This window comes from Pseudomonas putida (genome assembly GCF_028682455.1).
In the GTDB taxonomy this organism is placed as follows: Bacteria; Pseudomonadota; Gammaproteobacteria; order Pseudomonadales; family Pseudomonadaceae; genus Aquipseudomonas; species Aquipseudomonas putida_AA.
In genome coordinates this window covers 758485-784851 of record NZ_JANHLD010000004.1, presented here as the reverse complement: position 1 = coordinate 784851, position 26367 = coordinate 758485, and the positions used below count along the sequence as shown (strand labels likewise).

28 protein-coding genes are annotated in these 26367 nt (G+C 61.0%); 16 read left to right on the top strand and 12 right to left on the bottom strand.

Going from position 1 to position 26367, the window contains the following annotated elements; translation table 11 throughout:
- A partial coding sequence (locus tag NPS58_RS26905) for a reverse transcriptase domain-containing protein (RefSeq protein ID WP_274118245.1) occupies positions 1–861 on the top strand: 861 nt, incomplete at its 5' end.
- 552 nt (positions 862–1413) lie between these two features.
- Here the strand turns inward: NPS58_RS26905 and fdxA are convergent.
- Together fdxA and mutS are read right to left on the bottom strand one after the other, a co-directional pair.
- Entirely contained in the window at positions 1414–1737 is a 324-nt protein-coding gene (gene fdxA / locus NPS58_RS26900) for a ferredoxin FdxA (RefSeq protein WP_003252355.1), read from the bottom strand.
- Positions 1738–1877: 140 nt separating this feature from the next.
- Positions 1878–4445 carry a DNA mismatch repair protein MutS gene (gene mutS, locus NPS58_RS26895; protein ID WP_274118244.1) on the bottom strand — a complete coding sequence of 856 codons (2568 nt, stop codon included), beginning with the start codon at positions 4443–4445 and terminating at the stop codon, positions 1878–1880.
- Positions 4446–4604: 159 nt separating this feature from the next.
- On the opposite strand from mutS, the gene NPS58_RS26890 reads away from it, so the two are divergent.
- The 8 genes from NPS58_RS26890 to recX all read left to right on the top strand — a co-directional run bounded on the left by NPS58_RS26890 (position 4605) and on the right by recX (position 9801).
- Positions 4605–5348: a LexA family transcriptional regulator gene (locus NPS58_RS26890; protein WP_274118243.1), complete on the top strand. Its 744-nt coding sequence runs from the start codon at positions 4605–4607 to the stop codon at positions 5346–5348.
- 469 nt (positions 5349–5817) lie between these two features.
- Positions 5818–6177, top strand: coding sequence for a phage holin family protein (locus NPS58_RS26885; protein ID WP_274118242.1), 360 nt, complete (start codon positions 5818–5820; stop codon positions 6175–6177).
- A 2-nt stretch (positions 6178–6179) separates the two neighbouring features.
- Complete coding sequence (locus NPS58_RS26880) at positions 6180–6569, top strand: hypothetical protein (protein WP_274118241.1); 390 nt, start codon at positions 6180–6182, stop codon at positions 6567–6569.
- A complete protein-coding gene (locus NPS58_RS26875; protein ID WP_425313136.1) occupies positions 6566–7111 on the top strand; it encodes a glycoside hydrolase family 19 protein in 546 nt (181 codons plus the stop codon). Before NPS58_RS26880 ends, NPS58_RS26875 begins: the two co-directional genes overlap by 4 nt.
- Entirely contained in the window at positions 7108–7608 is a 501-nt protein-coding gene (locus tag NPS58_RS26870) for a lysis system i-spanin subunit Rz (RefSeq protein WP_274118239.1), read from the top strand. The genes NPS58_RS26875 and NPS58_RS26870 overlap by 4 nt, the downstream gene beginning before the upstream one ends.
- Positions 7609–7667: 59 nt before the next feature.
- The gene (locus tag NPS58_RS26865; protein WP_274118238.1) at positions 7668–8150 is read left to right on the top strand and encodes a CinA family protein; all 483 of its coding nucleotides are present in this window, start codon (positions 7668–7670) and stop codon (positions 8148–8150) included.
- A gap of 103 nt (positions 8151–8253) precedes the next feature.
- Positions 8254–9324, top strand: coding sequence for a recombinase RecA (recA, locus tag NPS58_RS26860; protein ID WP_274118237.1), 1071 nt, complete (start codon positions 8254–8256; stop codon positions 9322–9324).
- Between the two features lie 9 nt (positions 9325–9333).
- Positions 9334–9801, top strand: coding sequence for a recombination regulator RecX (gene recX, locus NPS58_RS26855; RefSeq protein WP_274118236.1), 468 nt, complete (start codon positions 9334–9336; stop codon positions 9799–9801).
- A 13-nt stretch (positions 9802–9814) separates the two neighbouring features.
- On the opposite strand, the gene NPS58_RS26850 is transcribed toward recX, so the two are convergent.
- Positions 9815–10933 carry an LOG family protein gene (locus tag NPS58_RS26850; RefSeq protein WP_274118235.1) on the bottom strand — a complete coding sequence of 373 codons (1119 nt, stop codon included), beginning with the start codon at positions 10931–10933 and terminating at the stop codon, positions 9815–9817.
- 398 nt (positions 10934–11331) lie between these two features.
- Between NPS58_RS26850 and NPS58_RS26845 the strand changes: the two genes are divergently transcribed.
- On the top strand, positions 11332–11532 hold the full coding sequence (locus NPS58_RS26845; RefSeq protein WP_274118234.1) for a hypothetical protein: 201 nt from the start codon (positions 11332–11334) through the stop codon (positions 11530–11532).
- 2 nt (positions 11533–11534) lie between these two features.
- Here NPS58_RS26845 and NPS58_RS26840 read toward each other — a convergent pair whose 3' ends face one another.
- The gene (locus NPS58_RS26840) at positions 11535–11951 is read right to left on the bottom strand and encodes a quorum-sensing-regulated virulence factor family protein (RefSeq protein ID WP_028943043.1); all 417 of its coding nucleotides are present in this window, start codon (positions 11949–11951) and stop codon (positions 11535–11537) included.
- Between NPS58_RS26840 and NPS58_RS26835 the strand changes: the two genes are divergently transcribed.
- The 4 genes from NPS58_RS26835 (at position 11950) to NPS58_RS26820 (ending at position 14256) form a co-directional block, all read left to right on the top strand.
- Positions 11950–12114 carry a hypothetical protein gene (locus NPS58_RS26835; protein WP_274118233.1) on the top strand — a complete coding sequence of 55 codons (165 nt, stop codon included), beginning with the start codon at positions 11950–11952 and terminating at the stop codon, positions 12112–12114. The two genes, NPS58_RS26840 and NPS58_RS26835, sit on opposite strands and share 2 nt — an antisense overlap.
- Before the next feature lie 74 nt (positions 12115–12188).
- Positions 12189–12899, top strand: coding sequence for a tRNA-uridine aminocarboxypropyltransferase (locus tag NPS58_RS26830; protein ID WP_274118232.1), 711 nt, complete (start codon positions 12189–12191; stop codon positions 12897–12899).
- A gap of 264 nt (positions 12900–13163) precedes the next feature.
- Positions 13164–13814, top strand: coding sequence for a response regulator transcription factor ErdR (gene erdR / locus NPS58_RS26825; RefSeq protein WP_028943045.1), 651 nt, complete (start codon positions 13164–13166; stop codon positions 13812–13814).
- 76 nt (positions 13815–13890) lie between these two features.
- Complete coding sequence (locus NPS58_RS26820) at positions 13891–14256, top strand: diacylglycerol kinase (RefSeq protein WP_274118231.1); 366 nt, start codon at positions 13891–13893, stop codon at positions 14254–14256.
- On the opposite strand, the gene NPS58_RS26815 is transcribed toward NPS58_RS26820, so the two are convergent.
- On the bottom strand, positions 14253–15179 hold the full coding sequence (locus NPS58_RS26815; protein ID WP_028943047.1) for a LysR family transcriptional regulator: 927 nt from the start codon (positions 15177–15179) through the stop codon (positions 14253–14255). The two genes, NPS58_RS26820 and NPS58_RS26815, sit on opposite strands and share 4 nt — an antisense overlap.
- Before the next feature lie 119 nt (positions 15180–15298).
- Between NPS58_RS26815 and fpr the strand changes: the two genes are divergently transcribed.
- On the top strand, positions 15299–16078 hold the full coding sequence (gene fpr / locus NPS58_RS26810) for a ferredoxin-NADP reductase (RefSeq protein ID WP_028943048.1): 780 nt from the start codon (positions 15299–15301) through the stop codon (positions 16076–16078).
- Between the two features lie 55 nt (positions 16079–16133).
- Here the strand turns inward: fpr and tsaA are convergent, their stop codons facing one another.
- The 5 genes from tsaA to rimO form a co-directional block, all read right to left on the bottom strand.
- Positions 16134–16823, bottom strand: coding sequence for a tRNA (N6-threonylcarbamoyladenosine(37)-N6)-methyltransferase TrmO (tsaA, locus tag NPS58_RS26805; protein WP_274118230.1), 690 nt, complete (start codon positions 16821–16823; stop codon positions 16134–16136).
- Between the two features lie 7 nt (positions 16824–16830).
- Positions 16831–17292, bottom strand: a complete 462-nt coding sequence (locus NPS58_RS26800) for a DUF1456 family protein (protein ID WP_274118229.1) — start codon at positions 17290–17292, stop codon at positions 16831–16833.
- 47 nt (positions 17293–17339) lie between these two features.
- The gene (locus NPS58_RS26795) at positions 17340–18050 is read right to left on the bottom strand and encodes an rRNA pseudouridine synthase (RefSeq protein WP_274118228.1); all 711 of its coding nucleotides are present in this window, start codon (positions 18048–18050) and stop codon (positions 17340–17342) included.
- 130 nt (positions 18051–18180) lie between these two features.
- Positions 18181–18651, bottom strand: a complete 471-nt coding sequence (locus tag NPS58_RS26790; protein ID WP_274118227.1) for a GNAT family N-acetyltransferase — start codon at positions 18649–18651, stop codon at positions 18181–18183.
- An 89-nt stretch (positions 18652–18740) separates the two neighbouring features.
- Entirely contained in the window at positions 18741–20078 is a 1338-nt protein-coding gene (rimO, locus tag NPS58_RS26785) for a 30S ribosomal protein S12 methylthiotransferase RimO (protein ID WP_274118226.1), read from the bottom strand.
- Between the two features lie 202 nt (positions 20079–20280).
- On the opposite strand from rimO, the gene NPS58_RS26780 reads away from it, so the two are divergent.
- The gene (locus tag NPS58_RS26780) at positions 20281–22179 is read left to right on the top strand and encodes a potassium transporter Kup (RefSeq protein ID WP_274118225.1); all 1899 of its coding nucleotides are present in this window, start codon (positions 20281–20283) and stop codon (positions 22177–22179) included.
- 85 nt (positions 22180–22264) lie between these two features.
- On the opposite strand, the gene NPS58_RS26775 is transcribed toward NPS58_RS26780, so the two are convergent.
- Together NPS58_RS26775 and mprF are read right to left on the bottom strand one after the other, a co-directional pair.
- Positions 22265–23560 carry a virulence factor family protein gene (locus NPS58_RS26775; protein WP_274118224.1) on the bottom strand — a complete coding sequence of 432 codons (1296 nt, stop codon included), beginning with the start codon at positions 23558–23560 and terminating at the stop codon, positions 22265–22267.
- Positions 23560–26202: a bifunctional lysylphosphatidylglycerol flippase/synthetase MprF gene (gene mprF / locus NPS58_RS26770; protein ID WP_274118223.1), complete on the bottom strand. Its 2643-nt coding sequence runs from the start codon at positions 26200–26202 to the stop codon at positions 23560–23562. The genes NPS58_RS26775 and mprF overlap by 1 nt, the downstream gene beginning before the upstream one ends.
- Positions 26203–26367 lie beyond the last annotated feature (165 nt).

The window sequence follows — 26367 nt, the reverse complement described above, 5'->3', positions numbered from 1 at the left end:
GAACTCGATCTGGAGAAGTTTTTCGATCGGGTCAATCACGACATCCTCATGGCCTGCATCGAACGTCGGATCAAAGACAAGTGCGTACTCAGGCTTATCCGCCGCTACCTTGAAGCCGGGATCATGTCGGGCGGTGTCGTCAGCCCACGGCAGGAGGGGACGCCGCAAGGCGGCCCGCTTTCGCCGTTGCTGTCGAACATCCTGCTCGACGAACTCGACCGCGAGCTGGAGCGACGGGGCCATCGCTTCGTACGTTATGCCGATGATGCGAACATCTATGTACGCAGTCCCCGGGCCGGCGAACGGGTGTTGGTCAGCGTCGAGCGCTTCCTGAGAGAACGTCTGAAGCTGACGGTGAACAGGAAGAAAAGCCAAGTGGCAAGGGCGTGGAAGTGCGACTACCTAGGCTATGGGATAAGCTGGCACCAGCAGCCAAGGCTGCGCGTGGCAAGGATGAGCCTAGACCGCTTACGCGACCGGCTCAGAATGCTGCTGCGCAGCGTACGGGCTCGCAAAATGGCGACTGTCATCGAGCGGATCAACCCCGTCCTGAGAGGCTGGGCTAGCTACTTCAAGCTCAGCCAGAGCAAGCGGCCGCTTGAGGAACTGGATGGTTGGGTCAGGCACAAACTCCGCTGCGTCATCTGGCGTCAATGGAAGCAGCCTCCCACGAGGCTGAGAAACTTGATGCGCCTGGGGTTGAGCGAGGAGCGTGCCAACAAGTCAGCCTTCAATGGCCGAGGTCCATGGTGGAATTCGGGAGCGCAACATATGAACTACGCGCTGCCAAAGAAACTGTGGGACCGGCTCGGGCTGGTCTCGATACTGGATACGATTAACCGGCTTAGCCGCGTAACCTGAACCGCCGTGTACGGAACCGTACGCACGGTGGTGTGAGAGGACGGCGGGTGTGAATCCGCCTCCTACTCGATTTGCGCTGGCGAGCTGCTTACGTGTGAAACCTTTCCTGCTGTTGCAACCGAAACATCCGGCTTAGGGCTAATGTGCGCTCAAGCCGTTGTTAATGTCCTTGTTTGCGTAAGACTTAGCTTACGCATCATGTAAGCCATTGCTGCGAGTTTAAGTAAATGGTTGTCGTTTTTAATGTGGGTTTTTATTTAATCTATTGTTTTATAAGGTATTTTTTAATTGTTTCAAGCAAGTTTCCGCCGTTGCTGCAGGGGTTGGCGCTATTGCTTGTAATGCTGAAGGCGCTAGTATTTCAACTGTGTCTACGGACTGACACAGGCCTTCAAGGATGAGGGTCAGGACATCGCAGGACGCGATCCATCAGGATGATGAAAGGGATCAAAGGGACTACGGAAAAAATGTGGGCGGGTCAAACCGCCCCTTTTTTTTGCCCACGCAAACATGAAAAAAGGCCCCGAAGGGCCTTTTTTTGATCTCGAACGTTTAGCGCTCCAGATCGGCGATCTTGCCTGGCTTGCCATCCCACTCTTCGGCATCTGGCAGAGCGTCTTTACGCTCGGTGATGTTCGGCCAGATTTCCGCGAGCTCGGCATTGAGCTCGATGAAATTTTCCATGCCGCTCGGCACTTCATCTTCCGAGAAAATGGCTTGGGCGGGGCATTCAGGCTCGCACAGCGCACAGTCGATGCACTCATCCGGGTGAATGACCAGGAAGTTCGGGCCTTCGTAGAAGCAGTCCACCGGACAGACTTCTACGCAGTCGGTGTACTTGCACTTGATGCAGTTGTCGGTGACGACGAAGGTCATTTCTAATTCTCTCCTCAGGCGACGGCAGCGATACCCTTCCAGACAGGGTCGCGCGGTTTGGTCGTTCGGCTACAGGCCAGGCTAGTAACCTGCAGCACCGCCAAACCGCGCGGGATTCTATCAGCTTGTGCGGGTGCGCGTTATAACAGAGTCTTCAGTGTATAGAGCATTTCGATAGCTTGGCGCGGCGTCATATTGTCCAGGTCGAGCTTCCCGAGCTTCTCGATGGCCGGGTGGGGCAGGCTGGCAAACAGGTCGCTCTGGTGCGGAACATCCGGCGCACCTTTGCTCAAGGCTGGTGTTTCATGGGGCAGGCTAGCCGTTTCCAGGCGCCCCAGATGCTCACGGGCGCGCTGGATCACTGGCGTCGGCACACCGGCCAATTGGGCCACGGCCAGGCCATAGCTCTGGCTGGCAGGCCCAGGCAGCACGTGGTGCAGGAACACGATCCGCTCGTTGTGCTCGGTGGCGTTGAGGTGCACGTTCGCCACCAGCGGCTCGTTTTCCGGCAGTACGGTCAGCTCGAAGTAATGCGTGGCGAACAACGTGTAGGCGCGCAACTGGGCCAGTCGCTCTGCTGCTGCCCAGGCGAGCGACAGGCCGTCGAAGGTGCTGGTGCCACGGCCCACTTCGTCCATTAGCACCAGGCTGCGGTCAGTGGCGTTATGCAGGATGTTGGCGGTTTCGCTCATCTCGACCATGAAGGTCGAGCGTCCACCGGCCAGGTCGTCGCTGGAGCCGATCCGGGTAAAGATCCGATCAACCAGCGACAGCTCACAGCTGGCCGCCGGTACGAAACTGCCGATGTGCGCCATCAGCACGATCAGGGCGGTTTGACGCATGTAGGTGGATTTACCGCCCATGTTCGGACCGGTAATCACCAGCATGCGGGTGTTGTCGTCCAGTGCCAGGTCATTGGCCACAAACGGCGTGGTCAGCACTTGCTCGACCACGGGGTGGCGGCCCTGGCTGATACGCATGCACGGTTCGTCGACGAAGCTCGGGCAGTTCAAGTCCAGGTTCAGCGCGCGTTCGGCCAGGTTGCTCAGCACATCCAGTTCGGCCAGGGCGGCGGCGGTGTCCTGCAGCGGCGCCAGGTGACTGATCAGGGTCTCGAGCAGCGCGTCATAGAGCATCTTTTCTCGAGCCAGTGCGCGGCTCTTGGCCGACAGCGCCTTGTCTTCGAAGGTTTTCAGCTCTGGAGTGATGAAGCGTTCGGCACCTTTGAGGGTCTGGCGACGAATATAGTCGGCAGGTGCCTGCTCCGCCTGCTTGCTCGGCAGCTCGATGAAATAGCCATGTACACGGTTGTAGCCGACCTTGAGGTTGGCCAGGCCGGTACGCGCTTTTTCCCGTGCTTCCAGGTCGATGAGGAACTGGCCGGCGTTCTCGCTCATTGCCAGCAGCTCGTCCAACTCGCTGTCGTAGCCGGTCTTGAGGACGCCGCCGTCGCGGATCACCGCAGGCGGACTATCGACGATGGCTTTTTCCAGCAGGTCGGCCAGTTCCGGGTAAGTGCCGGCAATGGCCGCCAGACGGGCGAGATGCGGCGCCTCGAGCTCGGCCATGGCGTTTTGCAGTTCAGGCAAGGCACCGAGGGCGTCGCGCAGACGAGCCAGGTCCCGCGGACGTGCATTGCGCAAGCCGATACGAGCGAGAATCCGCTCGATATCGCCGATTTCCTTGAGTTGCGGTTGCAGTTTCTCGAAGCGGTAGCCATCGAGCAGGCAGCGAATCGATCCCTGGCGGGCCTGAAGCACCTTCAAGTCTCGCAGCGGACGGTTCAGCCAGCGGGTCAGCAGGCGGCTACCCATGGCGGTCTGGCAGCGGTCGATGACCGACTGCAAGGTGTTGTCGCGACCACCGGCGAGGTTGACGTCCAGCTCCAGGTTGCGACGGCTGGCGCCGTCGAGCACCACGGTATCGTCCAGGCGCTCATGTTTGAGGCTGCGCAAATGGGGCAGGGCGGTGCGCTGGGTTTCCTTGGCATAGCCGAGCAGACAGCCCGCAGCACCAATGGCCAGGGTCAGCTTTTCACAGCCAAAACCCTTGAGATCCTGGGTCGCGAACTGCTGGCACAGGCTCTTGCGTGCCGAATCGCGGTCGAAGTCCCACGGCGCGCGACGACGAGCGCCTCGGCGCTTCTCGGCCGGCAGGCCTTGCGGCCAATCATCGGGAATCAGCAGTTCCACCGGATTGATGCGTTCGAGCTCGGCCAGCAGGTTTTCCCAGCCCTTGATTTCGAGCACCGTGAAGTTGCCGCTGGTGATATCCAGCACCGCCAGGCCGAACAGGCGCTCGTCACCCAACACGGCCGCGATAAGGTTGTCGCGGCGCTCATCGAGCAGCGCCTCGTCGCTGACGGTGCCCGGCGTGATAATCCGCACCACCTGGCGCTCCACCGGGCCCTTGCTGGTGGCCGGGTCGCCGATCTGCTCGCAGATCACCACCGACTCGCCCAGCTTGACCAGCTTGGCCAGGTACCCTTCGGCTGCGTGGAAGGGAATACCGCACATGGGAATCGACTGGCCCGCCGACTGCCCGCGGGCGGTCAGGGTGATATCCAGGAGTTTTGCGGCTTTTTTCGCATCTTCATAGAAGATTTCGTAGAAGTCGCCCATGCGGTAGAACATCAGCTGGTCCGGGTGCTGGTTTTTCAGCTTCCAGTACTGCTGCATCATCGGAGTGTGTGCGGAAAGATCGCTCATTACAGAAACTTGGCTCGCAGTGTCGTTTAGACCAAAGGCAAGCGGGCAATGGTACAGGGATTTTGCCGTGGATGCCGAGGCCATCGGCTACGTCGCGACCATTTGTCCATGCACTTTCGTGCATTGGAGCAATTGCAATTTGCACCAACGCTCTGCATTATGCGGATTATGCAAAAACGCAACGTAGCATCCGTCTTGAGAGCACTGCTCGACCGCCACGGTATCTCCCCCACGGAGCTTCACCGGCGTACCGGCGTGCCGCAATCCACCCTGTCGCGCATTCTCAGCGAGAAGATCGTCGATCCTTCCGACAAGCATGTGTCAAAAATCGCCGAGTACTTCGGGGTGAGTACCGATCAACTGCGTGGTCGTGTCGGCCTGGGCGAGAGCCGCGAGGCAGCGCCTGCCCGCAGCCATGCCGAGTTGCACGACATCAGCCTGTGGGATGACGACACCCCGATCGAGGACGACGAGGTGTCCATTCCGTTTCTTCGCGAGGTCGAGTTGGCAGCAGGGTCGGGACGATTTGTCATTGAGGAAAGCGAGAAGGCCAGCCTGCGCTTCGGCAAGCGCAGCCTGCGTCATAACGGCGTGCAGTTCGACCAGGCCAAATGCGTCACCGTGCGCGGCAACAGCATGTTGCCGGTGCTGCGCGATGGCGCCACGGTAGGGGTCAATGCCGGCAAGAGCGGTATTGGCGATATAGTCGATGGTGATCTCTATGCCATCAATCACAATGGCCAGTTACGGGTGAAGCAGCTTTACCGCCTGCCTACCGGTATCCGGCTGCGCAGCTTCAATCGTGACGAACATCCGGATGAGGATTACAGCTTCCAGCAGATGCAGGAAGAGCAGATCAGCATCCTCGGTCACGTCTTCTGGTGGGGCATGTACGCCCGCTGAAGCACCCGCCTGATTCAGAAAACCCGCCTCGGCGGGTTTTTTTTCGCCTGCTGGAAACCCGCAAGCCCTTGCCAGACAAAGGCTCCATGCGTAGGCGCAAATCATCATGCATAAATATTTCCATGAATGCATTGACTGCATATGCATCAATGCATAATCTTTGTCTCAAGCCGGTCGACACCGGCAGTGAAAAGGCAGCGATGGATCGGCCTCAACGATTCAGAGGGTTGGCAACTGGCCCGGGTGTGCAGCGTAAAGCACCACAAGCAGTTTTCCGGCGGGCAGGCGGCCGCGGCCGGAGGAACAATTCGAAGCGCAGTTGCACAGTGCACCAGACGTGGCTGGCAATTGGACAACGCATTACTGAAGAGCCTGGGCAGCCCCGGGCTTTTTGGAATGCCGAGTGATCGGTTCGACAACGAACGCCGCAGGCAACGTGCCGAGCGGATCTATCAAAGGAGACAGGACAGTGACAAGCGAGCAACAGACGTTGCTGGAAATGCCGATCTGGCTGGTGATCGTCCTGGCTTTACTGGGCGGCCTGAGCGGCGAAATGTGGCGAGCAGACAAGGACGGCGCGCGAGGCTGGGCTCTGCTCCGGCGTCTTCTCCTGCGCTCGGGAGCCTGCATGGTCTGCGGTGTCTCCACGGTGATGCTGCTGTATGCCAGTGGCATGTCGATCTGGAGCGCCAGCGCCTTTGGCTGCCTGACAGCCATGGCCGGTGCGGACATGGCGATCGGCCTTTATGAGCGCTGGGCGGCGAGACGCCTGGGCGTGGAGACGCAACGCTCGGGTCTTCACCAACGGGGCAATAAAAAGAGGGAATGACCATGAGCGAACTGACGACCTTGCACCAGGCCATCACTACAACCATCAAGGCAACCATGCCGGAGCTTGCAACCGTCGATGCCTATGTGACCGCCGACAGCAGCACGGCCATGCCGGCGCTGTTTCATTCCATTACCGCCTTGAGGCCCGCACTAGACCCGGGCGATGGTCGCTCATGCATCCAGGCGACTATCGAGGCACGTATCCATGTAGATGCCGGTGATGTTCATGCGCCCTTGCGCGCCGTGACGTTGGCCGTCCAACTGGCAGTACTGCTGCGCAAGCAGTTCTGGGGGATCGACTTCGTCGAGGACGCGAACAACATTCAGGCCCTGCGTCACTCAAGGCGGAGCAACGTTGACCCCCTACCTGGACATGGAGTGTGGACATGACATTGGAACAACTTGCAGCCGTGTTTCCGAACGCCCGCCTCAATGCGGGTGTTTTTTTACCGGCAATTAATCAGGCCATGACCCGCTGGGCGATCAACACCCCGCGGCGAGTCGCAGCCTTTCTCGCCCAGGTGGGGCACGAATCCGGCCAGCTGCGCTATGTCAAAGAGCTGGGCAGCGAGCGCTACCTATCGCGCTACGACACCGGCAGCCTGGCATCGCGCCTTGGCAATACTGCCGAAGCCGATGGGGATGGCCAGTTGTACTGTGGACGAGGCCTGATCCAGATCACCGGGCGCAACAACTACCGGGCCTGCAGCGTGGCGCTGTTTGGGGACGATCGTCTGCTTGAACAACCGCAGTTGCTTGAACAGCCGCAATGGGCCTCGGAGTCTGCCGCGTGGTTCTGGCACTCGCGAGGGTTGAATCAGTTGGCTGACCGTGGCGAGTTCAACCGCATTACCCGCCATATCAATGGCGGTCTGAACGGCCTGGAGGAGCGTTTGAAACTCTGGGCGCGGGCCCGTGAGGTGTTGGGTTGAGCCGTGTGCAACTGGGGGGCGTGCTGGCGCTGGTGCTGCTGATGTGTGCGCTGACCTGGCAGGTCCAGGGCTGGCGCCTGGGGCGCCAGTTGGAGCAGCAGGCACATGCCTGTACGCAGCAGCGGCAGGCACAGACAGAGTCCGCCGTCGTGCAACTGCTTGCCGAGCGCCAGCAACGCCAGGGGCTTGAGCAGCAGTTGCAGGCCAGCGATCAACTTCATTATCAGGAGCTACTCGATGCACGCGAACATCAGGCGCGCTTGCGTGACCGCCTGGCTACTGCTGATCTGCGGTTGTCGGTCCTGGTCGAGCGTGACGCTGCCGGCTGCACCGATGTGCCCGCCTCCGCCGTCACCGCCTGCCTGGATCATGACGCCGTACGCGCCCGACTTGAGCCGGCGCATGCTAGACGAATTATCGCCATCACCGACCGGGGCGATCGGGGATTGATCGCCTTGCGGGCATGCCAGGCCTACGTGCGGGCCCTGGTGCGTTGAGGATGTGTGGCAGGCCGCAGCTGGTGTAGGGTAGGCGGCAGTCTTTCAAGGAGCTTGCCATGGATCCGATCACAGCGCTTTCTGCCCGGCTGGGTGAACACTTGCGCCGTTTCAACGCCCACGTCACCACGGCCGAATCCTGCACCGGCGGTGGTATTGCCGAGGCTATCACCCGGATTCCGGGCAGCTCGGCCTGGTTCGAAGCCGGTTATGTGACCTACTCCAATCGGCAGAAAACCCGTCAGTTGGCGGTACCCGAGGCCTTGTTCGCCCAGGTGGGTGCGGTCAGCCAGGAGGTGGTAGAGGCCATGGTGCGTGGCGCGCAGGCTGCCAGTGGGGCGCGTTTTGCCGTGGCAGTCAGTGGTGTGGCCGGGCCGGATGGCGGTTCGTCGGCAAAACCGGTGGGTACCGTTTGGCTGGCCTGGGCCGATGGCAGCCACGTAAGCAGCGAGCGCCGGCACTTCGAGGGCGACCGCGACGAGGTACGCCGACAAACGGTAATCGCCGCGCTAGAGGGCTTGTTACACCTTGGCGCGGAGTAAATCGCAATTCGGGGGTAGGCGGAAAGAAAACCCTGTGGAATAATACTGGCTACTTATACAGGTGTTCAGGCCGTCAGGCCCTATCGATTACGTGAGGACTTCAATGGACGACAACAAGAAGCGCGCCTTGGCTGCGGCCCTGGGGCAAATCGAACGTCAATTCGGTAAAGGCGCGGTCATGCGCATGGGCGACCACGAGCGCCAGGCAATCCCGGCCATTTCCACCGGCTCCCTGGGCCTGGACATCGCCCTGGGCATTGGTGGCCTGCCAAAAGGCCGTATCGTCGAGATCTACGGCCCTGAGTCGTCCGGTAAAACCACCCTGACCCTGTCGGTCATCGCCCAGGCTCAGAAAATGGGCGCTACCTGCGCCTTCGTCGATGCCGAACACGCACTCGACCCCGAATACGCCGGCAAGCTGGGCGTCAATGTCGACGACCTGCTGGTCTCGCAGCCAGACACCGGCGAACAGGCCCTGGAAATCACCGACATGCTGGTGCGCTCCAACGCCGTTGATGTGATCATTGTCGACTCCGTCGCCGCCCTGGTACCCAAGGCCGAGATCGAAGGCGAAATGGGCGACATGCACGTGGGCCTGCAGGCCCGCCTGATGTCCCAGGCGCTGCGTAAAATCACCGGTAACATCAAGAACGCCAACTGCCTGGTGATTTTCATCAACCAGATCCGCATGAAGATCGGCGTGATGTTCGGTAGCCCGGAAACCACCACCGGTGGTAACGCGCTGAAGTTCTACGCCTCGGTTCGTCTCGACATCCGCCGTACCGGCGCGGTGAAGGAAGGCGACGAAGTGGTCGGTAGCGAAACCCGCGTCAAGATCGTCAAGAACAAGGTGGCGCCACCTTTCCGTCAGGCTGAGTTCCAGATCCTCTACGGCAAGGGTATCTACCGCAACGGCGAGATCATCGACCTGGGCGTGCTGCACGGCTTCCTGGAAAAATCCGGCGCCTGGTACAGCTACCAGGGCAGCAAGATTGGCCAGGGCAAGGCCAACTCGGCCAAGTTCCTTCAGGAAAACCCGGAAATCGCCGCCACCCTCGAGAAGCAGATTCGCGACAAACTGCTCAATGCAGGTGCTGTCGAGGCCGCGGGCAAGGCAGCAGCGGTAAGCGCCGAGCCTGAAGACGATCTGGCTGACGCCGAAGCCGGCTATTGATTTGCCCTCATGTCCGTCGTACTCGACACTCCCGTCGCCGTAAGGCGGACAGCCATGGACCTGCTCGCACGCCGCGAGCATGGTCGAGTCGAGCTGACGCGCAAATTGCGTCAGCGCGGCGCTCCCCCCGAATTAATTGACCAGGAACTCGACCGTCTGACGGAAGAAGGCCTGCTCAGTGAAGCCCGTTACCTGGAAAGCTTCATCAGCTACCGTTCGCGCTCTGGCTACGGTCCGGCGCGCATACGCGAAGAGCTGGGCCAGCGTGGCTTGCAACGTGGTGATATCGATCAGGCCCTGCGCGAGTGCGGGGTGGATTGGGCAGCGCAGTTGCAGGATGTCTGGCAGCGCAAGTTTTCGGGTCAACGCCCCGCCGATCCGCGCGCCCGCGCACAGCAAACCCGTTTTCTGGTCTACCGTGGCTTCTCCATGGACATGATCGGCCGCCTGTTGAGCGGCCGTGGGTTGGACGACTAGTTTCGGATGGTGCTCAAGTAACCTTCAAGGCTTCGCGGGCGCGTTGCGTGGTGTGCATCGGCTGGGGCTTCGCCCAGTTTTCCGGCAGGTTGATGAAGTCCACCAGTTCGCGCAGACGCCCCTGATCACGACCGTTGAAGGCAAAGGCCAGGCGGGTCAGGTGACTGAACCTGGGTTCGTCGTGGTGCTCGCCAGCATAGGCGTGCTGGTGATAGTGGCCGCTGAGGCGCAGGTCGGCAAATCCTTCCTGGAGATCGAACAACGCCGCTTCGCTCAATGGGTGATGCATGCGGATCACGAACTGATTCTTCAACCAGCGGCTTGAGTGATAGTTGCTGTAGAACTGGTTTATTTCCTCCACCGCCTCTTCGGCGCTGTACACCAGGCGCAGCAGCTTCATGTCGCTAGGCAGGATGTAGCGATTCTCTTCCAGTTGCCGGGTAATGAAGTTCAGGGCGTCCTGCCAGAAGTTGCCGCCTGGGGAGTCCAGCAGCACTACAGGTACCAGCGGGCTCTTGCCGGTCTGGATCAGTGTGAGCACTTCCAATGCTTCATCCAGCGTGCCGAAACCACCAGGGCAGAGCACCAGCGCATCGGCTTCCTTGACGAAGAACAGCTTGCGAATGAAGAAGAAGTGGAAGGGCAGCAGCTTGTCCGTACCGTCTACCGTGGCATTGGCATGCTGCTCGAACGGCAGGGTGATATTGAACCCCAGGCTGTGATCGACACCTGCGCCTTCGTGGGCTGCAGCCATGATGCCGCCGCCGGCGCCGGTGATGACCATCAGGTTGGAGCGGGCCAGTGTCGCGCCCAGTTCCCTGGCCAATGCATACATGGGGTGTTCGACCGGGGTACGGGCTGAGCCGAAGACCGTGACCTTGCGCCGCCCCTTGTACTGTTCCAGGGTACGAAACGCATGGTCCAGTTCGCGCAGGGCTTGCAATGTGATCTTGGCGTTCCAGCGGTTGCTGTCGTCGTGGGCCATGCGCAAGACGGTCAGCATCATGTCGCGGTACAGCGGAAGGTTGGCGCTATTGGAGGCAACCAGTGTCAGTTGTTCTTCCAGTTTGCTCAGGTCAATCCCGTTGTTCTTGAAGTGACTCGATAGCAATTCGTTCGGTTGATAAGGCATTCAACGTCTCCTTCTGCAGCAAAACCTCTGACCGGACGGATGGGGTGTCCGGCCGCGACACTGCGTGTGTCGCTGGCTGCCGTGGCTCGAGTGTGCGCCTCGAGCATTGCAGTAGACCTGCAAGGTCTCAATGCAGTAATGATGAGTGTTCAGTCGTTTTTATTCGATATAGCAAATGCGGCCCGTCGGCAGTCGCCCCCCCTTTTTGCGTGCCTGGAAAGTAGCGGGCACTTGCTATCAATCTAGACCCTGCGGGATGTTTGTGCCCGAAGGTTCTCCAGGAACGCAGGCAAGGATGACAAGCCGCGCAGCACCATTCGTCAGCCGGGATCCAACCCGGGCGAGGGTCTGGTTAACTGGAGTTCACAGCGACTGTAGCGGTGCGGGAGGTCTGGCACATGCAACGGCTGAATCTGGAGCTGGATGCGCATCTGTTCGAATTGCTCGAACGTGCGGCCCAGGCCAACAACCTGAGTGTTGAAGAGGAGTGCCTGCGTCGCCTGGGGGGAGGGGATCGGCACTCACGCTACATCCAGGCCCTGGTGGCAGAACTGCGCGCCGATGAAAAACAGCGGCGCGACAGTGAACAGTTGGCGTAGGCCTACTTGGTGGTCTTGATACCGCAGCTGGCGGCATTGAAGGCCTGCTCGCTGACCGGGCGATTGGTCTTGTATTCGGTGAAGCGATAGGTCAACACCGCACCTTTGGCAAGCAACTGGCGAAAACCTGTGTTCTTGCACACGCTGTCACCCAGTTGGCTGCGTACCCGGTTCGGGTCGGCCTTCATTTTCTCGGCGTGGCTGGGAAGTACGCTCAGGTGATTGATCAGTTGCTTGCCCTCGACGGTATAACCCTGGTCGAGGATGTCTTCATTGATCGCTCGCGGCGTGCCCACGCTGCTTTCCGTAGCTACTTTTTGCAGCATCTTGCTCAGTTCGTACTCCTGCTTGGAGGCAGCATTGGCCGCCAGGGGCAGGGCGAGCAACAGGCTCAAGGACGGGGCGATGAAACGCAGCATGAATTTCTCCTGGTTCGGTAACTGGCGTTTGGACCGGCAACTGCGCTCGGTGTTCCGTCACGGCGTAGTGGCGGTGCCAGCGGGTAGCGACAGGACGTGGATTATAGGGGAGACCGCACTGTGGCTGCACGGCAATTACCGTCTGCCAGTAGGCAGGCTCTGATAAACTAGCCCGGTTTTTCTGTCTTGCTGAGTCTGTGCAGTGCCATCTCTTTCCTGCCTATGTAGTCTGCTGTCATGAGCCATGCCGTATCGCGGCTGCGTGCCGAACGCCTGGCGCGCAGTGTCAAACCCTTTGTTGCGCGCGGTTCACGAGCGCCACGCTGCCCGCAGTGTCGGGTGGTGTTCAGCCATTGTTTGTGTGCCTGGCGGCCGCGGGTGCCGTCCGACTCGGCAATGTGCCTGCTGATGCATGACACCGAGCCATTGAAGCCGAGCAACACAGGCTGGTTGATCGCTGACCTGATTGCCGATACCTCGGCATTCGGCTGGCAGCGAACTGCGGTGGACGAGGCACTATTGGCGCTGCTCGATCAACCGCATTGGCAGCCGTATATCGTCTTCCCCGGGGAATTTGTTGCACCGCAGCGGGTGGTCAATGAAGTGGTGCGCGAGCCTGGCAAGCGGCCCTTGTTCATCTTGCTGGATGCAACCTGGACCGAAGCGCGCAAGATGTTCCGAAAAAGCCCGTACCTGGAGCGATTCCCGGTATTGAGCCTGCAGCCCGAGCAGATCTCGCGCTACCGTTTGCGTCGCTCCAAGCGTGACGATCATTTCTGCACCGCCGAGGTGGCCGCCATGTGCCTCGAGCTGGCCGGTGACCAGCGCGCCGCCGACGCACTGGATGCCTATCTGGATGTGTTCAGCACCCATTACCTCAGTGCCAAGTACCAATGGGCTATCGATGAAGGAGATGCGGTGCATCAGCGCTTGCATACCTTCCTATAGTACAAGGGGCAGGTGTTGCGCATTGGGTCATAATAGGCAGGCTGACATCCAAGGCATGTCTGCAACGACCGGGCAATCAACTTGACCACCTGGTCGTGGCTGGGCATTCTTGGCGCCGATTCAGGCTTGTACAAGGTTTGAAACACTGTTTTTCCGACCTTGATAGGCCTTTTGGGTGCGCGGTTGTGCCGTCAGCACCTTGAGTTGCCAGCCAGGCGCCTATTCTTCCTCCCTGCGCCTGCACAGAACAGGATCATTAGATCGATGGCCACGTACGAAATCCTGATTGCCGATGACCACCCACTGTTTCGCAGCGCACTGCGCCAGGCCGTAACCCTCGGCCTGGGGCCTGATGTGCGCCTGGTAGAGGTGGCGAGCATCGCCGAACTGGAAACGCGCCTCACCGAGAAGTCCGACTGGGACCTGGTGCTGCTGGACCTCAACATGCCGGGAGCCTACGGTTTTTCTGGGCTGGTACTGTTGCGCGGTCAGTACCCGCAGATCCCGGTGGTGATGGTCTCGGCTCAGGAAGAAGCTTCGGTCGTGGTCAAGTCCCGCGAGTTTGGCGCCAGTGGCTTCATCCCCAAGTCCAGCCCGCTGGAAGATATACAGGATGCAGTGCGCAAGGTGCTCGACGGCGAGGTCTGGTGGCCGCCGCAGGCATTTGAAAAAGTGGATGTCTCCGCCGAAGCCAAGGCCGCCAGTGAAGGCCTGGCCAGCCTGACGCCCCAGCAGTTCCGGGTGCTGACCATGGTCTGCGAAGGCCTGTTGAACAAACAGATCGCCTATGAGCTGAGCGTCTCGGAAGCCACCATCAAGGCGCACGTTACGGCGATCTTCCGCAAACTGGGTGTGCGAACCCGGACCCAGGCGGCCTTGTTGTTGCAACAATTGGAATCGGTTTCCTCCAGTTGAGGCCAATGGCCTTCACGTTTTTTTGACTCTGTTTCCCATAGGCTTCAGCGCTTTTCAGTGGACGAACCAACTCTCTATGTCATCGCCTTTCAAGGGCCAGACCGGCCTCAAACGTATCTTCAACGCTGCCGGCTATTCGTTTGACGGTTTGCGCGCAGCGTTTACCGGCGAAGCTGCGTTCCGCCAGTTGGTACTGCTCAACGTCGTATTGATTCCAGTGGCCTTCTGGCTGGATGTCAGCCGTGCTGAGCGCGCGATCCTGATCGCCGTGTGCCTGCTGGGGCTGATCGTCGAACTGTTGAACTCGGCAGTGGAGGCGGCGATCGATCGGATTTCTCTCGACCGTCACCCCTTGTCCAAGAATGCCAAGGACATGGGCAGCGCCGCGCAGTTCGTCGCCCTGACCATGGTGGGGCTGGTCTGGGCGGTGATCCTGCTCTAGGCAATGGTCGGCAGGACGATTTCGTCGCTGCGCTGTACCCCGGCGGTGAAGCTTCGGCACAGTTCGAGGAATTCGCGCATTGCAGAGGTCTGGTACTTCTGTTTATGCCAGATGAAATAGAACTGCCGGGCCAGGTCCAGGTCCGGTGTTTCAACCGCCACCAGGCTGCCGCGCCGAAAGGCATCGCGCAGGGCCAGTCGAGAGATGCAGCCAATGCCAAGCCCGGACTCCACCGCGCGCTTGATCGCTTCGGTGTGTTCCAGCTCCAGGCGGATGTTCAGGTTGGAGCGGTGATGACGCATGGCCTGGTCAAAGGTCAGGCGGGTACCGGAGCCTTGCTCGCGCAGGATCCAGGCTTCGCGGGTCAGCTCCTCCATGCTCGCTTGGCCACGGCTGGCCAGCGGGTGCTGCGGCGCGCAAAACACTACCAGTTCATCTTCGACCCAGGGTTGGACTTCCAGGTCCGGGTGGTTGCAGTCGCCTTCGATTAGACCCAGATCAATTTCGTAGTGGGCAACCTGTTGCACGATATGCGCAGTGTTCTGCACATGGAGCTTGACCTGACTTTCCGGGTGGACCTGCATGAAACTGCCGATCAGCAAAGTCGCCAGGTAGTTGCCGATAGTCAGGGTCGCGCCTACCGCCAATGAGCCAAAGCCGGACTTGCCGTTGAGCAGGTCTTCGATTTCCTTGGCCTGGTCGAGCAAGGCCACGGCCTGGGGCAGCAATTGGTGCCCCAAAGCGTTGAGGCTCAGGCGTTTGCCGGCGCGGTCGAACAGCTGGCAACTGGACTGGCGTTCAAGTTCGGTGATCGATGTACTGGCAGCCGACTGCGATAGCGCCAGAATACCCGCGGCGCGCGAGACGCTCTGGTACTGGGCTACGGCGACGAACACCTGGAGCTGACGAAGGGTAAATCGCATATCTATATAACCGATAAGACATATCTTGATAATTCATTTAACAGATATTGTCGCTCGCACTAAACTATCGCGCAATCGCGCTCTAGGTTAGCGCTGCGTTTTATTTCAGGAGCCCGTACATGAGCAACATGAACCACGAACGTGTCCTCAGTGTTCACCACTGGAATGACACCCTGTTCAGCTTCAAGTGCACCCGCGATCCGGGCCTGCGCTTCGAGAACGGTCAGTTCGTGATGATCGGGCTGCAGCAGGACAACGGTCGCCCGCTCATGCGTGCCTACTCGATCGCGAGCCCGAACTGGGAAGAGCATCTGGAGTTCTTCAGCATCAAGGTGCCGGACGGCCCGCTGACCTCGCAGCTGCAGCACCTGAAGGAAGGCGATGAGATCATCATCTCCAAGAAGCCTACCGGTACCCTGGTACTGGATGACCTGAACCCGGGCAAGCACCTGTACCTGCTGAGCACCGGCACTGGCCTGGCGCCCTTCATGAGCGTCATCCAGGATCCGGAAACCTACGAGCGCTTTGAAAAAGTGATCTTGGTTCACGGTGTTCGTTACGTCAACGAAGTCGCTTACCGCGAGTTCATCACCGAGCACCTACCGCAGAACGAGTTCTTCGGCGAGGCGCTGCGTGAAAAACTGATCTATTACCCAACCGTGACCCGCGAGCCTTTCGAGAATCAGGGACGCCTGACCGACCTGATGCGCAGCGGCAAGCTGTTCAGCGACATCGGCCTGCCGCCGATCAACCCGCAGGACGACCGTGCGATGATCTGCGGTAGCCCGAGCATGCTCGATGAGACCAGCGAAGTGCTCGACAGCTTCGGTTTGAAAATTTCGGCACGTATGCGTGAGCCGGGTGACTACCTGATCGAACGTGCGTTCGTTGAGAAGTAGCCGACGCTGAAACACAAAAAAAGCAGGCCAAGGCCTGCTTTTTTTGTGCCCGCTTCTACAGGACCACTTCCAGGACGGTGATCTGGTCGGGCTGCGGGTAGTGCCAGCGCACCTGCACATCCCAGAACTTCACGCCATATACGCGCTCGGGCGGCGGGGTCTGGTAGGCCGGGCGCGGGTCTTGGGCCAGGCATTGCTCGATCAGTTCCACCAGCGGCTCGCCAAGGCGAAGGGCATGCTCATGGGCCTGGGGCAGGGCGCTGTCGCTCCAGGTCACCGCTATCGGTGCGGGAGGTGCACTGGCCATCTGGTTGGTCGCAGTGCTTACCGCGTCGGCATAAGGCACATAAGGCTTGATGTCGATGACCGGTGTGCCGTCGAGCAGGTCAATGCCCGACAGCAGCAGGCGCCCGGCTTCGACCTGCTCAAGGCGCACGACCGACTGGCCAATGCCGTTGGGCCGGTGCGTCGCGCGGGTGGCGAACACTCCCATGGAGGTATTGCCGCCCAGGCGCGGTGGGCGGACCTTGAGCCGGGGCTTGTCCTCCAGGGCCTGGTGGAACAGGAACAACAGCCAGACATGACTGACCTGCTCGAGGCCGGCCACCGCATCACCGCTGTTGAAAGGCGGCAGAAGTTCCAATACACCGCGGGCCGCAGGTGCCAGTTGGGGCTGGCGCGGGATCGCGAATTTTTCCTTGAAGCAGGAGCGGACGAAACCGATCGGTGCGACGCTGTAGTTCATCGTTGGCTTAGCCACGAACCCGCAGGGTCAGGCCCTTGAGGAAGTTGCGCAGCAACTGGTCGCCGCAGGGGCGGTAGTTGTTGTGGCCGACCTTGCGGAACAGGGCGCTCAGCTCCGGCTTGGACACCGGGAAGTCGGCCGCCTTGAGGATCGCATGCAGGTCGTCTTCCTTCAGCTCGAAGGCCACGCGCAGCTTTTTCATGATGATGTTGTTGGTCACCGGCAACTCGACCGGCAGCGCCGGGCGGCTGTCGTCCTTGCCGCGCTTGAAGATCACCAGGCCATCGAGAAAATGCGCGATGACTTCGTCGGGGCAGCGCTCGAAGCCTTCTTCGTCTTCTTTCTTGAGGTAGGAAACGATGTCATCGATGGCGACTTCGTAGCCGCTCAGCTTGATGATATCGGTCAGCTTGGCGTCATTGACGTCGAGCAGGTAGCGCAGGCTGCGCAGTACATCATTGTGAATCATGGTGACAATCCTGTTCGGGGCGCCGCCAGGGTGGCGGCGCCTTGTTGCTAGAATCTTTCGCTACTTGCAAGGTAGCGCCATTGGCCCAGGGGCAGCTTGCTCATGGAAACGCCGCCCAGGCGAATCCGGCGCATGCTCACCGGAGTGACGCCGACACTGCTGCACAGCAGGGCGATCAGGCCGGGTTGCGGGTTTTTCAGCACCATGCGCAGGCGCGTCTCGTTCTGCCAGCTGGCCTTGATCTTCGGCAGTTCATTGCCTTTCCAGTTGAAGCCGCGATTGAGTCGCTCCAGGCCGTGGGCGATCATCTGGCCGCTGACCTCGACGACGTACTCCTGTTCAAGCTTGGCCAGGTCGGCGTTGAGCTTGCGGGTGACGCGCCAATCCTGGGTGAACACCTGCAGGCCGCTGGCGCCTTGTTGCAACGGCGCAGCGCAGCTCAGGCGGGCGAAGTGGCCCTTGAGCGGGCGGCGGCCATCGCGGTGGGCCTCAGACAGGCTGTCGGCGTCGATGCTCTCGCAGGCGCTGTCGATGTCGAGTTCGGCGGGCTGGTGCAGCAGCAGGGTGACCGGCTCCAGGGCTTCGGCGCGTGCGCCGGCCTGTAGTTCGACCTTTTGCCCGGCCACCTTGAATTGCGGCTCGTCGACCACCGCGCCGTCCACGGTGACCCAGCCGCCTTCGATGTACAGCTCGGCCTCCCGTCGGGAGCAGCCGACCAGTTCAATAAGGCGTTTGGAAAGGCGAATGGGTTCAGACATGACGACAGCCGTAGGCACAGGGAAAGGTGGCTATTGTAACCGCCTGGGCAAGGCCTGGGCCGGCTACATTTGCCCATCGGGCCATTAATCTGCGATTTCGCGGCAATTCAGAAAAGTACGACACCTTCTGTCAGCCAATCTGAGCAGTCTTTGTCTGAATTAGCCTCAGATGCAGCAAGGGGTAGGGCTGACCCATGCCGTCCGTTTCCGAGCGTCCGACAATCTCGAATCCCTGATGCAGGTAGAAGCCTACCGCCTGGACATTTTGTTCATTGACATCGAGTTGCACGGCGTTCAGTTCGTCGATGGCATAGCGCAGCAAGCGCTTGCCCAGGCCCTGACCGCGCATCGCAGGGTCGACGAATAGCATTTCGACACGCCCCGCAGCAACCCCGGCAAAGCCGGTGATCCGTTGGCGGGCATCGCGGCAACAGATCAGCATCACTGCGTCCAGGTACTGGGTCAGCAGCAGTTCTCGCAACAGGCAGATGTAACTGTCGGGAATGAAGTCATGGGTAGCGCGCACGGACGCCTCCCAGACCCGCGCCAGCTCCGGGTAGTCGTCAAACCTGGGGGTATGGATGCCATTGTGCCTGTACATCGCGCGCTCTCCTTGGGCAACAGACAGAACGATAGTTGCAAAAAAAAGCCCCGCCAGGGACGGCGGGGCTATTTTTCAGCGGCGCGGCCTCAGACAGGTTCGGCCCACAGGTCGTACTCGTCGGCATCGACGACTTTGCAGCGCACCTTGTCGCCTGGCTTGAAGCCGTGGTCACCGTCGATGAACACGTTGCCGTCGATTTCCGGTGCATCGAAGAAGCTGCGGCCTACCGAACCCTGCTCTTCGACTTCGTCGATCAGCACTTCGATTTCCCGGCCGATGCGCAGTTGCAGGCGGGCGCTGCTGATGGCCTGCTGGTGGGCCATGAAGCGGTCCCAGCGGTCCTGCTTGATGTCATCCGGTACTTCGTCCAGGCCCAGGTCGTTGGCCGGGGCGCCTTCCACAGGCGAGTACTGGAAGCAGCCGACGCGGTCGAGCTGGGCTTCGGTCAGCCAGTCGAGCAGGTATTGGAAGTCTTCTTCGGTCTCGCCCGGGAAACCGACAATGAAGGTGGAGCGAATGATCAGGTCCGGGCACTGTTCGCGCCATTTCTTGATGCGCGCCAAGGTGCGGTCTTCGAAGGCTGGGCGCTTCATCGATTTGAGAACCTTGGGGCTGGCATGCTGGAACGGGATGTCCAGGTACGGCAGGATCTTGCCGGCCGCCATCAGCGGGATCACGTCGTCGACGTTCGGGTACGGGTAGACATAGTGCAGGCGCACCCAGGCGCCTAGGCTGCTCAAGGCTTCGCACAGCTCGAGCATGCGGGTCTTGACCGGGCGACCGTTCCAGAAGTCGGTCTTGTACTTGACGTCCACACCGTAGGCGCTGGTGTCCTGGGAGATCACCAGGATTTCCTTGACCCCGGCCTTGACCAGGCGCTCGGCTTCGCTGAGCACTTCGCCAACCGGACGGCTGACCAGCTTGCCGCGCATCGACGGGATGATGCAGAAGCTGCAGCTGTGGTTGCAGCCTTCGGAAATCTTCAGGTACGCGTAGTGGCGCGGGGTCAGCTTGACGCCCTGTGGCGGCACCAGGTCGATCAGTGGGTTGTGGTCCTTGCGTGGCGGTACCACTTCATGGACGGCAGTGACCACTTGCTCGTACTGCTGCGGGCCGGTAACGGCCAGCACGCTTGGGTGTACGTCGCGGATGTTGCCTTCTTCGACACCCATGCAGCCGGTGACGATGACCTTGCCGTTCTCCTTGATGGCTTCGCCGATCACTTCCAGGGACTCAGCCTTGGCGCTGTCGATGAAGCCACAGGTGTTGACCACCACCACATCGGCATCCTGATAGGTGGGCACGACTTCATAGCCTTCCATGCGCAGCTGGGTCAGGATGCGCTCGGAATCGACCAGGGCCTTGGGGCAACCCAGGGAAACGAAGCCGACCTTGGGCGTGGTGGGCGTAGGGGTGGTGGACATGACTAACCTCGGTGTTGAAGGGCTTGCCGGGCAGGTGAGCCGGGCAACCTTTGGCGGGCGTTTGAGGCGCCTCTGATCAAAAAGTGCGCAATTCTAGCGAGCGCAAAGTCACTTGACCAGCAGAAATACGACGAACGCTCAGCTATGCTTCGCGGCGATACGCCTGTGTTTGTCTCAACAGACTAGATTGCGGGAGTGGTGGATGGTTCAGACAAGCAGTCAGGCCGAATCCGGACAGTCGGCGGCAAAGCCGATCAGTCTGTTGGTGGCCGCGGTGGGGGTGGTTTACGGCGATATCGGGACCAGCCCGTTGTACACCCTCAAGGAAGTGTTCTCCGGTGACTATGGCGTTCCGGTCAACCACGACGGGGTACTGGGCATTCTGGCCCTGATCTTCTGGTCGCTGGTCTGGGTGGTCTCGATCAAGTACATGGTCTTCATCCTGCGCGCCGACAACCAGGGCGAGGGCGGCACCATGGCGCTCACTGCCCTGGCCAGGCGTGCTTCGGCGCCTTATCCCAAGCTGCGCGCGGTCATGGTGGTGTGCGGCCTGATCGGCGCGGCGCTGTTCTATGGCGACAGTATGATCACGCCGGCCATTTCGGTGCTGTCGGCAGTGGAGGGGATGGAGCTGGCGTTCGAGGGGATCGATCACTGGGTGGTACCGGTGGCATTGGTGGTGCTGGTGGGCTTGTTCCTCATCCAGAAGCACGGTACCGCCCGCATCGGTATTTTTTTCGGGCCGGTGATGGTCACCTGGTTCGTGGTCCTGGGGGCGCTGGGGGTGCACGGCATTGCCCAGAGCCCCGAAGTGCTCAAGGCGCTTAACCCGATGTGGGCTGTACGCTTCTTTATTGTCCATCCGGGCATGGGCGTGACGATCCTCGGGGCTGTCGTTCTGGCCTTGACCGGTGCCGAGGCGCTGTACGCCGACATGGGCCACTTTGGCCGCAAGCCGATTGCCCGCGCCTGGTTTCTCCTGGTACTGCCTGCGCTGGTGCTCAACTACTTCGGTCAGGGTGCCTTGCTGCTGCAGAACGCCGAAGCGGCGCGCAATCCCTTCTATCTATTGGCTCCGGGCTGGGCGTTGATACCGCTGGTCGGTCTCTCCACCCTGGCCACGGTAATCGCTTCCCAGGCGGTAATTTCCGGTGCCTTCTCCCTGACGCGCCAGGCAATCCAGCTCGGCTACGTGCCGCGCATGCAGATCCAGCACACCTCCAGCGACGAGCAAGGGCAGATCTACATCGGGGCGGTGAACTGGGCGTTGATGGTCGGCGTGGTCTTGCTCGTGCTGGGCTTCGAATCGTCCGGGGCGCTCGCCTCGGCCTACGGGGTGGCCGTGACCGGCACCATGCTGATGACGACGATTCTGGTCTCCACGGTAATGCTCTTGCTGTGGAAGTGGCCACCGGTACTGGCGGTGCCCGTGCTGCTCGGCTTCCTGTTCGTCGATGGCCTGTTCTTTGCGGCGAACGTTCCGAAAATTGTGCAGGGCGGGGCGTTTCCGGTGTTGGCGGGGCTGGTGCTCTTCATACTGATGACCACCTGGAAGCGCGGCAAGCAGATCCTTGTCGAACGCTTGGATGAAGGCAGCCTGCCCCTGCCGCTGTTCATCGGCAGTATTCGTGTGCAGCCGCCGCATCGGGTCGAGGGCACTGCCGTATTTCTCACAGCGCGGCCAGACGCCGTCCCTCATGCCTTGCTGCATAACATGCTGCACAACCAGGTCCTGCACAACCAGGTGGTGCTGCTGACGGTGGTCAGCGAAGACATGCCGCGGGTACCGGCGCAGCAGCGGTTCGAGGTGGAGACGTATGGCGAAGGGTTCTACCGGGTGCTGTTGCACTTTGGCTTCATGGACGAGCCGGACGTGCCGGCGGCGTTGAAGCTTTGTCATCTGGAGGGGCTGGACTTCAGTCCGATGCGAACCACCTTCTTCCTGAGTCGCGAGACGGTCATCCCCTCGCGCCTGGTGGGCATGGCACATTGGCGGGCGATGCTGTTTGCGTTCCTGTTGAAGAATGCCAACGGCAACCTGCGTTTCTTCAACCTGCCATTGAACCGGGTGATCGAGTTGGGGACCCAGGTCGAGATTTGACGGTCGCTGTGAAGGCGGGCTTGTCCTGCGATGATGTGCTGGCCACAAGGGCCTCATCGCCGGGCAAGCCCGTTGCTGCATTGGGTCAGTTCTGTGTGGCGACGCTGGTCTTGCCCTGGCGATTCTCGATGTCGCCGATCAAGCGCTTGGCCAGGGCGGGGTAGTTTTCGTCGAAGTGATGCCCGCCCGGCAGTTTCAGGCGCTCGCCCACCGCCGTGTGATCGGTGCAGCCGCTTTCATCGGCCTCTTCCTCGCCGTAGATACACACCACTTTCGAAGCCGGCAGCTTGGCCATCTCCGGCCCGGTTGGCGCCTCTTTGCCGGCATTGCCCAGCCAGCCCTCGACTTCAATCTCGAAGCTGCCACTGCGGGCAAAGGCCAGCAGGATTACCGCGTCGATGCGCTTCTGGTCTTCGGCCGGCAAGCGGTTGTAGATGGCTGGCAACACATCGGCGCCGAAGGAGTAGCCGGTCAGCACAAAGCGCTTGGTGCCCCACTTCTGGCGGTAGTGCTGCATCAACTCCGACAGGTCGATTGCACTCTGTTCGGGGGTCTTGTGTTGCCAGTAATAGCGCAGGGTGTCGATGCCCACCACCGGGTAACCCAGCTTGGCCATTTCGCCTGCTACGTCGCGGTCCAGGTCACGCCAGCCGCCGTCGCCCGACAAAAACAGGGTAACCGTGTCGGTGGTCTGGCCGGCCGGGACTTCCACCACAGGGATGCTCATCGCGTTGCCGTCTTCACCCACCAGCGCCTGGGTCAGCTGTGCCTTGAGAACCTGGGGCAGATGAATGTCGTAGTCGCTGATACTGGTTTCGGCGTTGGGCTGGTCGCGCACAAACGCGGCGCTGGCGTCATCCGGGTTGTCGTTCCAGGCCACGCTCCAATGGCCATGGGCGGCCGACTTGGGCAGGGGGGTGGCACAACCGGGACGCTCGACGTTGAAATCCACCGAAATGGCCTGGGCTTTGTCGTCATTCTGGTTTGCCAGCCAGCTCCAGGCCTGTGCAGCACCCGGGCCGATACCCGCCACCAGGGTGGCCGGGCCTTGCAGCTGTTGCAAGGCTTGCTGCAGGGCAGTTTGCTGCAAGGCGCAATCGGCGGGCGGCAGGATGACCTGGACCATCTGCGCCTCGCCACTCTGGCTCAGGTTCAGCAATTGTTTGTCGGTCAGGGCCAAGTCCTGGGGGACGGCAATGGCGACACGGGCCTTGGCCCGTGAGCCGGGGTTGACCCGGGTCAGGCTGCTGCCATCACCGAGGGTCAGGTGCTCAAGGCTGGGCTCGGGCGCCGGGCGTGTCCACAGCCAGAACACCAGGGCGGCGGCGAGCAGGCCCAGGGCCAGGAGTGCCAGAAGGTACAGCCAGTAGCGTCGAATCATCAGCGTTTCACCAATCCGGTCAGGCCGCCTGCGATCAGCGCGGCAGTGTCAGCCAGTGCCACCAGTGGATCGAGTCCGGCAGGCACGGCCATGTAGCGGGGTTCCCAGTCGGGCTGGAATTTGTCCTTGAAGCGGCGCAGGCCCTGGAAGTTGTAGAGCTGTTCGCCACGCTGGAACACCATCGAGCCCAGGCGTTGGGTGAGTGGGGCGCCGCGGCGCGGTTGCAGGCCCGACAGAGGCACCATGCCCAGGCTGAAACGGGCATAGCCCTGGGTCTTATAGTGTTGGATCAGGCCGATCATCATGAATTCCATGGTCAGCTTCGGTGCCTGGTGGTGAGCGCGCATCAGGTCGAGGCTGGCCAGTTCCCGGCTGTGGGTTTCCAAAAGGTTGGCAAAGGCCACGGGCTGGCCTTCGAAGCGGATCAGGGCGATGCGAAAGTGCTGCAGGTACTCGGGGCTGAAGCGACCGAGGGAGAAGCCTTTCTCGCGCACGTTCTTGCCGGTTAGCCAGGCATCGGAGATGGCCTTGAGCGCTTCGAGCGGCGCCTGCCCCGGCTCATGCACTTCCAGGCTCAGACCGTCGCGCCCGCCGCGATTCCAGGTATAGCGCAAGTCTTTCATCTCCTTGCCCTTGGCTTCCAGGTCGAAGCGGTTGAGGTCGACCCGGGCTTCTTCCCCCAGCTTGATCGCGGTCAGGCCGATGTCCATATAGAACGGCAGGTTCTCGGCGCGCACCTGGTAGAACACCGGGCGGGCATGGTGCACGTCGCACAGGTCGCGAAACTGCCAGATCATTTCGGCGCGCTTGTGGGGCGGGCCGATCGGGTCGTACAGGGCGACCAGGCTGCGGCCGCGACGGGCATACATCAGGAAGGCATCGTCATCGGGGTGGAACAGCAGCGCCTTGTCGCCGGTCAGGGCCAGGCCACCATCGGGCTGATCCGAGGCCTGGAGAATGCGGCTGGCCCGTTGCAGTTCATCAGCATTGGGCAAGTGGATCACCGGGCGTGCGGTGCGCAGCAGCCAGGTCAGCGCAACCACCACCAGCAGCACCGCGCTACCCAATGCCGAGCGTAGCCCGCGGGGCGCGTCGGCATCCAGGGTGAACTGCCACCACAGCTGATGGCTGTAGGGCACGTCCTGGTAAGCGAACAACAGCAGCCAGATCGAGGCGCCAATGACGCATGCGCTGGCTGCCAGGTAGACCGGCGAGAAGGGCAGTTCCAGCAGGCGGCTGGGGCGATAGAACGAACGGCGAAACAAGGCCAGCAGGCAGGCCGTGAAGGTAAGGATGGTAGCTTCTTCCCAGTCGAAACCCTTGAGCAGCGAGAGCAGGGCGCCTACCAGAAGCAGGATGGTGGTCAGTATCCAGGCGGCAGACAGGCGTCGACGCAGGCCCTGTGCCAGCAGCAGGCACAGTACGCCAATCAGGCTGGCGCCAAAGTGCGAGGCATCAATGAGGCGGTGGGGGATAAGAAAGCCCAGATGCTCTAGGCGGCCGTCGATTTCCGGTGTGGCGCCAGAAAACAGCAAGACCACGCCGGAAAGGAACACCAGTACCGCCAGCACAGGGGCGGCAAGCCCGGAAGCGGCCTTGATGGCCTGGCGAGTAACGATGAAACGCTGAGCTTCGTTGACCAGCAGTATCACGCAGGCCAGCAGCAATGGCATGACCACGTAGATCAAGCGGTACAAAAGCAAGGCCGCAGCCAGCGGTGCAGCACCAAGCTGATCGGCAAAGGCGGCCAGAAGAATCGCCTCGAACACCCCGACGCCACCGGGAACATGGCTAAGCACGCCCGCAGCCAGGGCCAGCAGGTACACCAGCAAGAAGGCGCCGAAGGGCGGCGCTTGCGGAAGCAGCAGGTACAGCACGGTCGCCGCAGCGGCAACATCCAGGGCGGTGATCAGCAGTTGCAACAAGGTCAGGCGGGCGCCCGGCAGGGTCAAGGTGCGCCGACCGATCCTTACCAGCAGGCTGTCTACCCGTGGTTGTTCCGGCAGGCGTCGACGGTACAGGCCATAAATCAGCAACGCGGCCAGGCCCAATACGGCCAGTGCAATGCTGGCCAGCAAGGCTTGCGGCAAGTGCAGCGCAGCGGCTGCGGCGGGCAGGTTGCTCAGTGTCGCCAGGGCTGCCAGCGGCGGCAGCGCACAGCCCAGTGACAAGCTGGCGAACAGGGTCATGCGCGCCACTTCGGCAGCACCAACACCTTGGCGGGCGTACAGCCGGTATCGCACCGAGCCGCCGGAGAGCAGCGACAGGCCAATGGCGTTACCAATGGCAAAGGCGCTGAAGCCTCCCATGATCAACGTACGAGCGGGCAGCTCGACAGCGGCGTAGCGGCTGGCCGACCACTCGTAACCCAGCAGGATAATGAAGCCGACTACCGTCGCCAGCACCGCTCCGGCCAGGGCAGAGGGTGGCACGCTGAGCAGCGAATCATGCAGGGCGTAGATGTCCAGTTCGCTGAGCAAGTGGCGGCAGGCGATCAGGGCAATGGTGAACAGCAGCAAGGTGACGGCCAGGCCGATGGGTTGCCGATAGCGACTCAAGCGGTCAAGCCAGCGCAGGTGCTGGACGGCATTGGGTAATGCAGTGGTGATGGGGGCTTCTGTTTCAGGCGTCTGGGTGCGCATCAATCACCTCGTGGGTGGTGAGCGCCAGGATGAACGTATCCAGCCAAGGTACCAATCCCTATGGAAAGTAGTGGCCGCTATGATCGGGCCGCTGCCTGCATTGAGGATAGTTAAAGAATATTTATGTTGCGCAGGCGCAGGCGAGGGGCTGAATCGCAGATGCAA

What these genes read in the sequence shown, in the direction of transcription:
- NPS58_RS26835 (WP_274118233.1), top strand. Translation starts at nt 11,950, where the DNA reads ATGAATTTCTCCTGGTTCGGTAACTGGCGTTTGGACCGGCAACTGCGC.
- NPS58_RS26780 (WP_274118225.1), top strand. Translation starts at nt 20,281, where the DNA reads ATGGTTCAGACAAGCAGTCAGGCCGAATCCGGACAGTCGGCGGCAAAG.
- NPS58_RS26820 (WP_274118231.1), top strand. Translation starts at nt 13,891, where the DNA reads ATGTCATCGCCTTTCAAGGGCCAGACCGGCCTCAAACGTATCTTCAAC.
- NPS58_RS26865 (WP_274118238.1), top strand. Translation starts at nt 7,668, where the DNA reads ATGGATCCGATCACAGCGCTTTCTGCCCGGCTGGGTGAACACTTGCGC.
- recX (WP_274118236.1), top strand. Translation starts at nt 9,334, where the DNA reads ATGTCCGTCGTACTCGACACTCCCGTCGCCGTAAGGCGGACAGCCATG.
- rimO (WP_274118226.1), bottom strand. Translation starts at nt 20,078, where the DNA reads ATGTCCACCACCCCTACGCCCACCACGCCCAAGGTCGGCTTCGTTTCC.
- NPS58_RS26880 (WP_274118241.1), top strand. Translation starts at nt 6,180, where the DNA reads ATGAGCGAACTGACGACCTTGCACCAGGCCATCACTACAACCATCAAG.
- recA (WP_274118237.1), top strand. Translation starts at nt 8,254, where the DNA reads ATGGACGACAACAAGAAGCGCGCCTTGGCTGCGGCCCTGGGGCAAATC.
- NPS58_RS26830 (WP_274118232.1), top strand. Translation starts at nt 12,189, where the DNA reads ATGAGCCATGCCGTATCGCGGCTGCGTGCCGAACGCCTGGCGCGCAGT.
- NPS58_RS26815 (WP_028943047.1), bottom strand. Translation starts at nt 15,179, where the DNA reads ATGCGATTTACCCTTCGTCAGCTCCAGGTGTTCGTCGCCGTAGCCCAG.
- NPS58_RS26790 (WP_274118227.1), bottom strand. Translation starts at nt 18,651, where the DNA reads ATGTACAGGCACAATGGCATCCATACCCCCAGGTTTGACGACTACCCG.
- fdxA (WP_003252355.1), bottom strand. Translation starts at nt 1,737, where the DNA reads ATGACCTTCGTCGTCACCGACAACTGCATCAAGTGCAAGTACACCGAC.
- NPS58_RS26775 (WP_274118224.1), bottom strand. Translation starts at nt 23,560, where the DNA reads ATGATTCGACGCTACTGGCTGTACCTTCTGGCACTCCTGGCCCTGGGC.
- mprF (WP_274118223.1), bottom strand. Translation starts at nt 26,202, where the DNA reads ATGCGCACCCAGACGCCTGAAACAGAAGCCCCCATCACCACTGCATTA.
- erdR (WP_028943045.1), top strand. Translation starts at nt 13,164, where the DNA reads ATGGCCACGTACGAAATCCTGATTGCCGATGACCACCCACTGTTTCGC.
- NPS58_RS26795 (WP_274118228.1), bottom strand. Translation starts at nt 18,050, where the DNA reads ATGTCTGAACCCATTCGCCTTTCCAAACGCCTTATTGAACTGGTCGGC.
- NPS58_RS26875 (WP_425313136.1), top strand. Translation starts at nt 6,566, where the DNA reads ATGACATTGGAACAACTTGCAGCCGTGTTTCCGAACGCCCGCCTCAAT.
- tsaA (WP_274118230.1), bottom strand. Translation starts at nt 16,823, where the DNA reads ATGAACTACAGCGTCGCACCGATCGGTTTCGTCCGCTCCTGCTTCAAG.
- NPS58_RS26845 (WP_274118234.1), top strand. Translation starts at nt 11,332, where the DNA reads ATGCAACGGCTGAATCTGGAGCTGGATGCGCATCTGTTCGAATTGCTC.
- NPS58_RS26850 (WP_274118235.1), bottom strand. Translation starts at nt 10,933, where the DNA reads ATGCCTTATCAACCGAACGAATTGCTATCGAGTCACTTCAAGAACAAC.
- fpr (WP_028943048.1), top strand. Translation starts at nt 15,299, where the DNA reads ATGAGCAACATGAACCACGAACGTGTCCTCAGTGTTCACCACTGGAAT.
- NPS58_RS26890 (WP_274118243.1), top strand. Translation starts at nt 4,605, where the DNA reads ATGCGGATTATGCAAAAACGCAACGTAGCATCCGTCTTGAGAGCACTG.
- NPS58_RS26840 (WP_028943043.1), bottom strand. Translation starts at nt 11,951, where the DNA reads ATGCTGCGTTTCATCGCCCCGTCCTTGAGCCTGTTGCTCGCCCTGCCC.
- mutS (WP_274118244.1), bottom strand. Translation starts at nt 4,445, where the DNA reads ATGAGCGATCTTTCCGCACACACTCCGATGATGCAGCAGTACTGGAAG.
- NPS58_RS26800 (WP_274118229.1), bottom strand. Translation starts at nt 17,292, where the DNA reads ATGATTCACAATGATGTACTGCGCAGCCTGCGCTACCTGCTCGACGTC.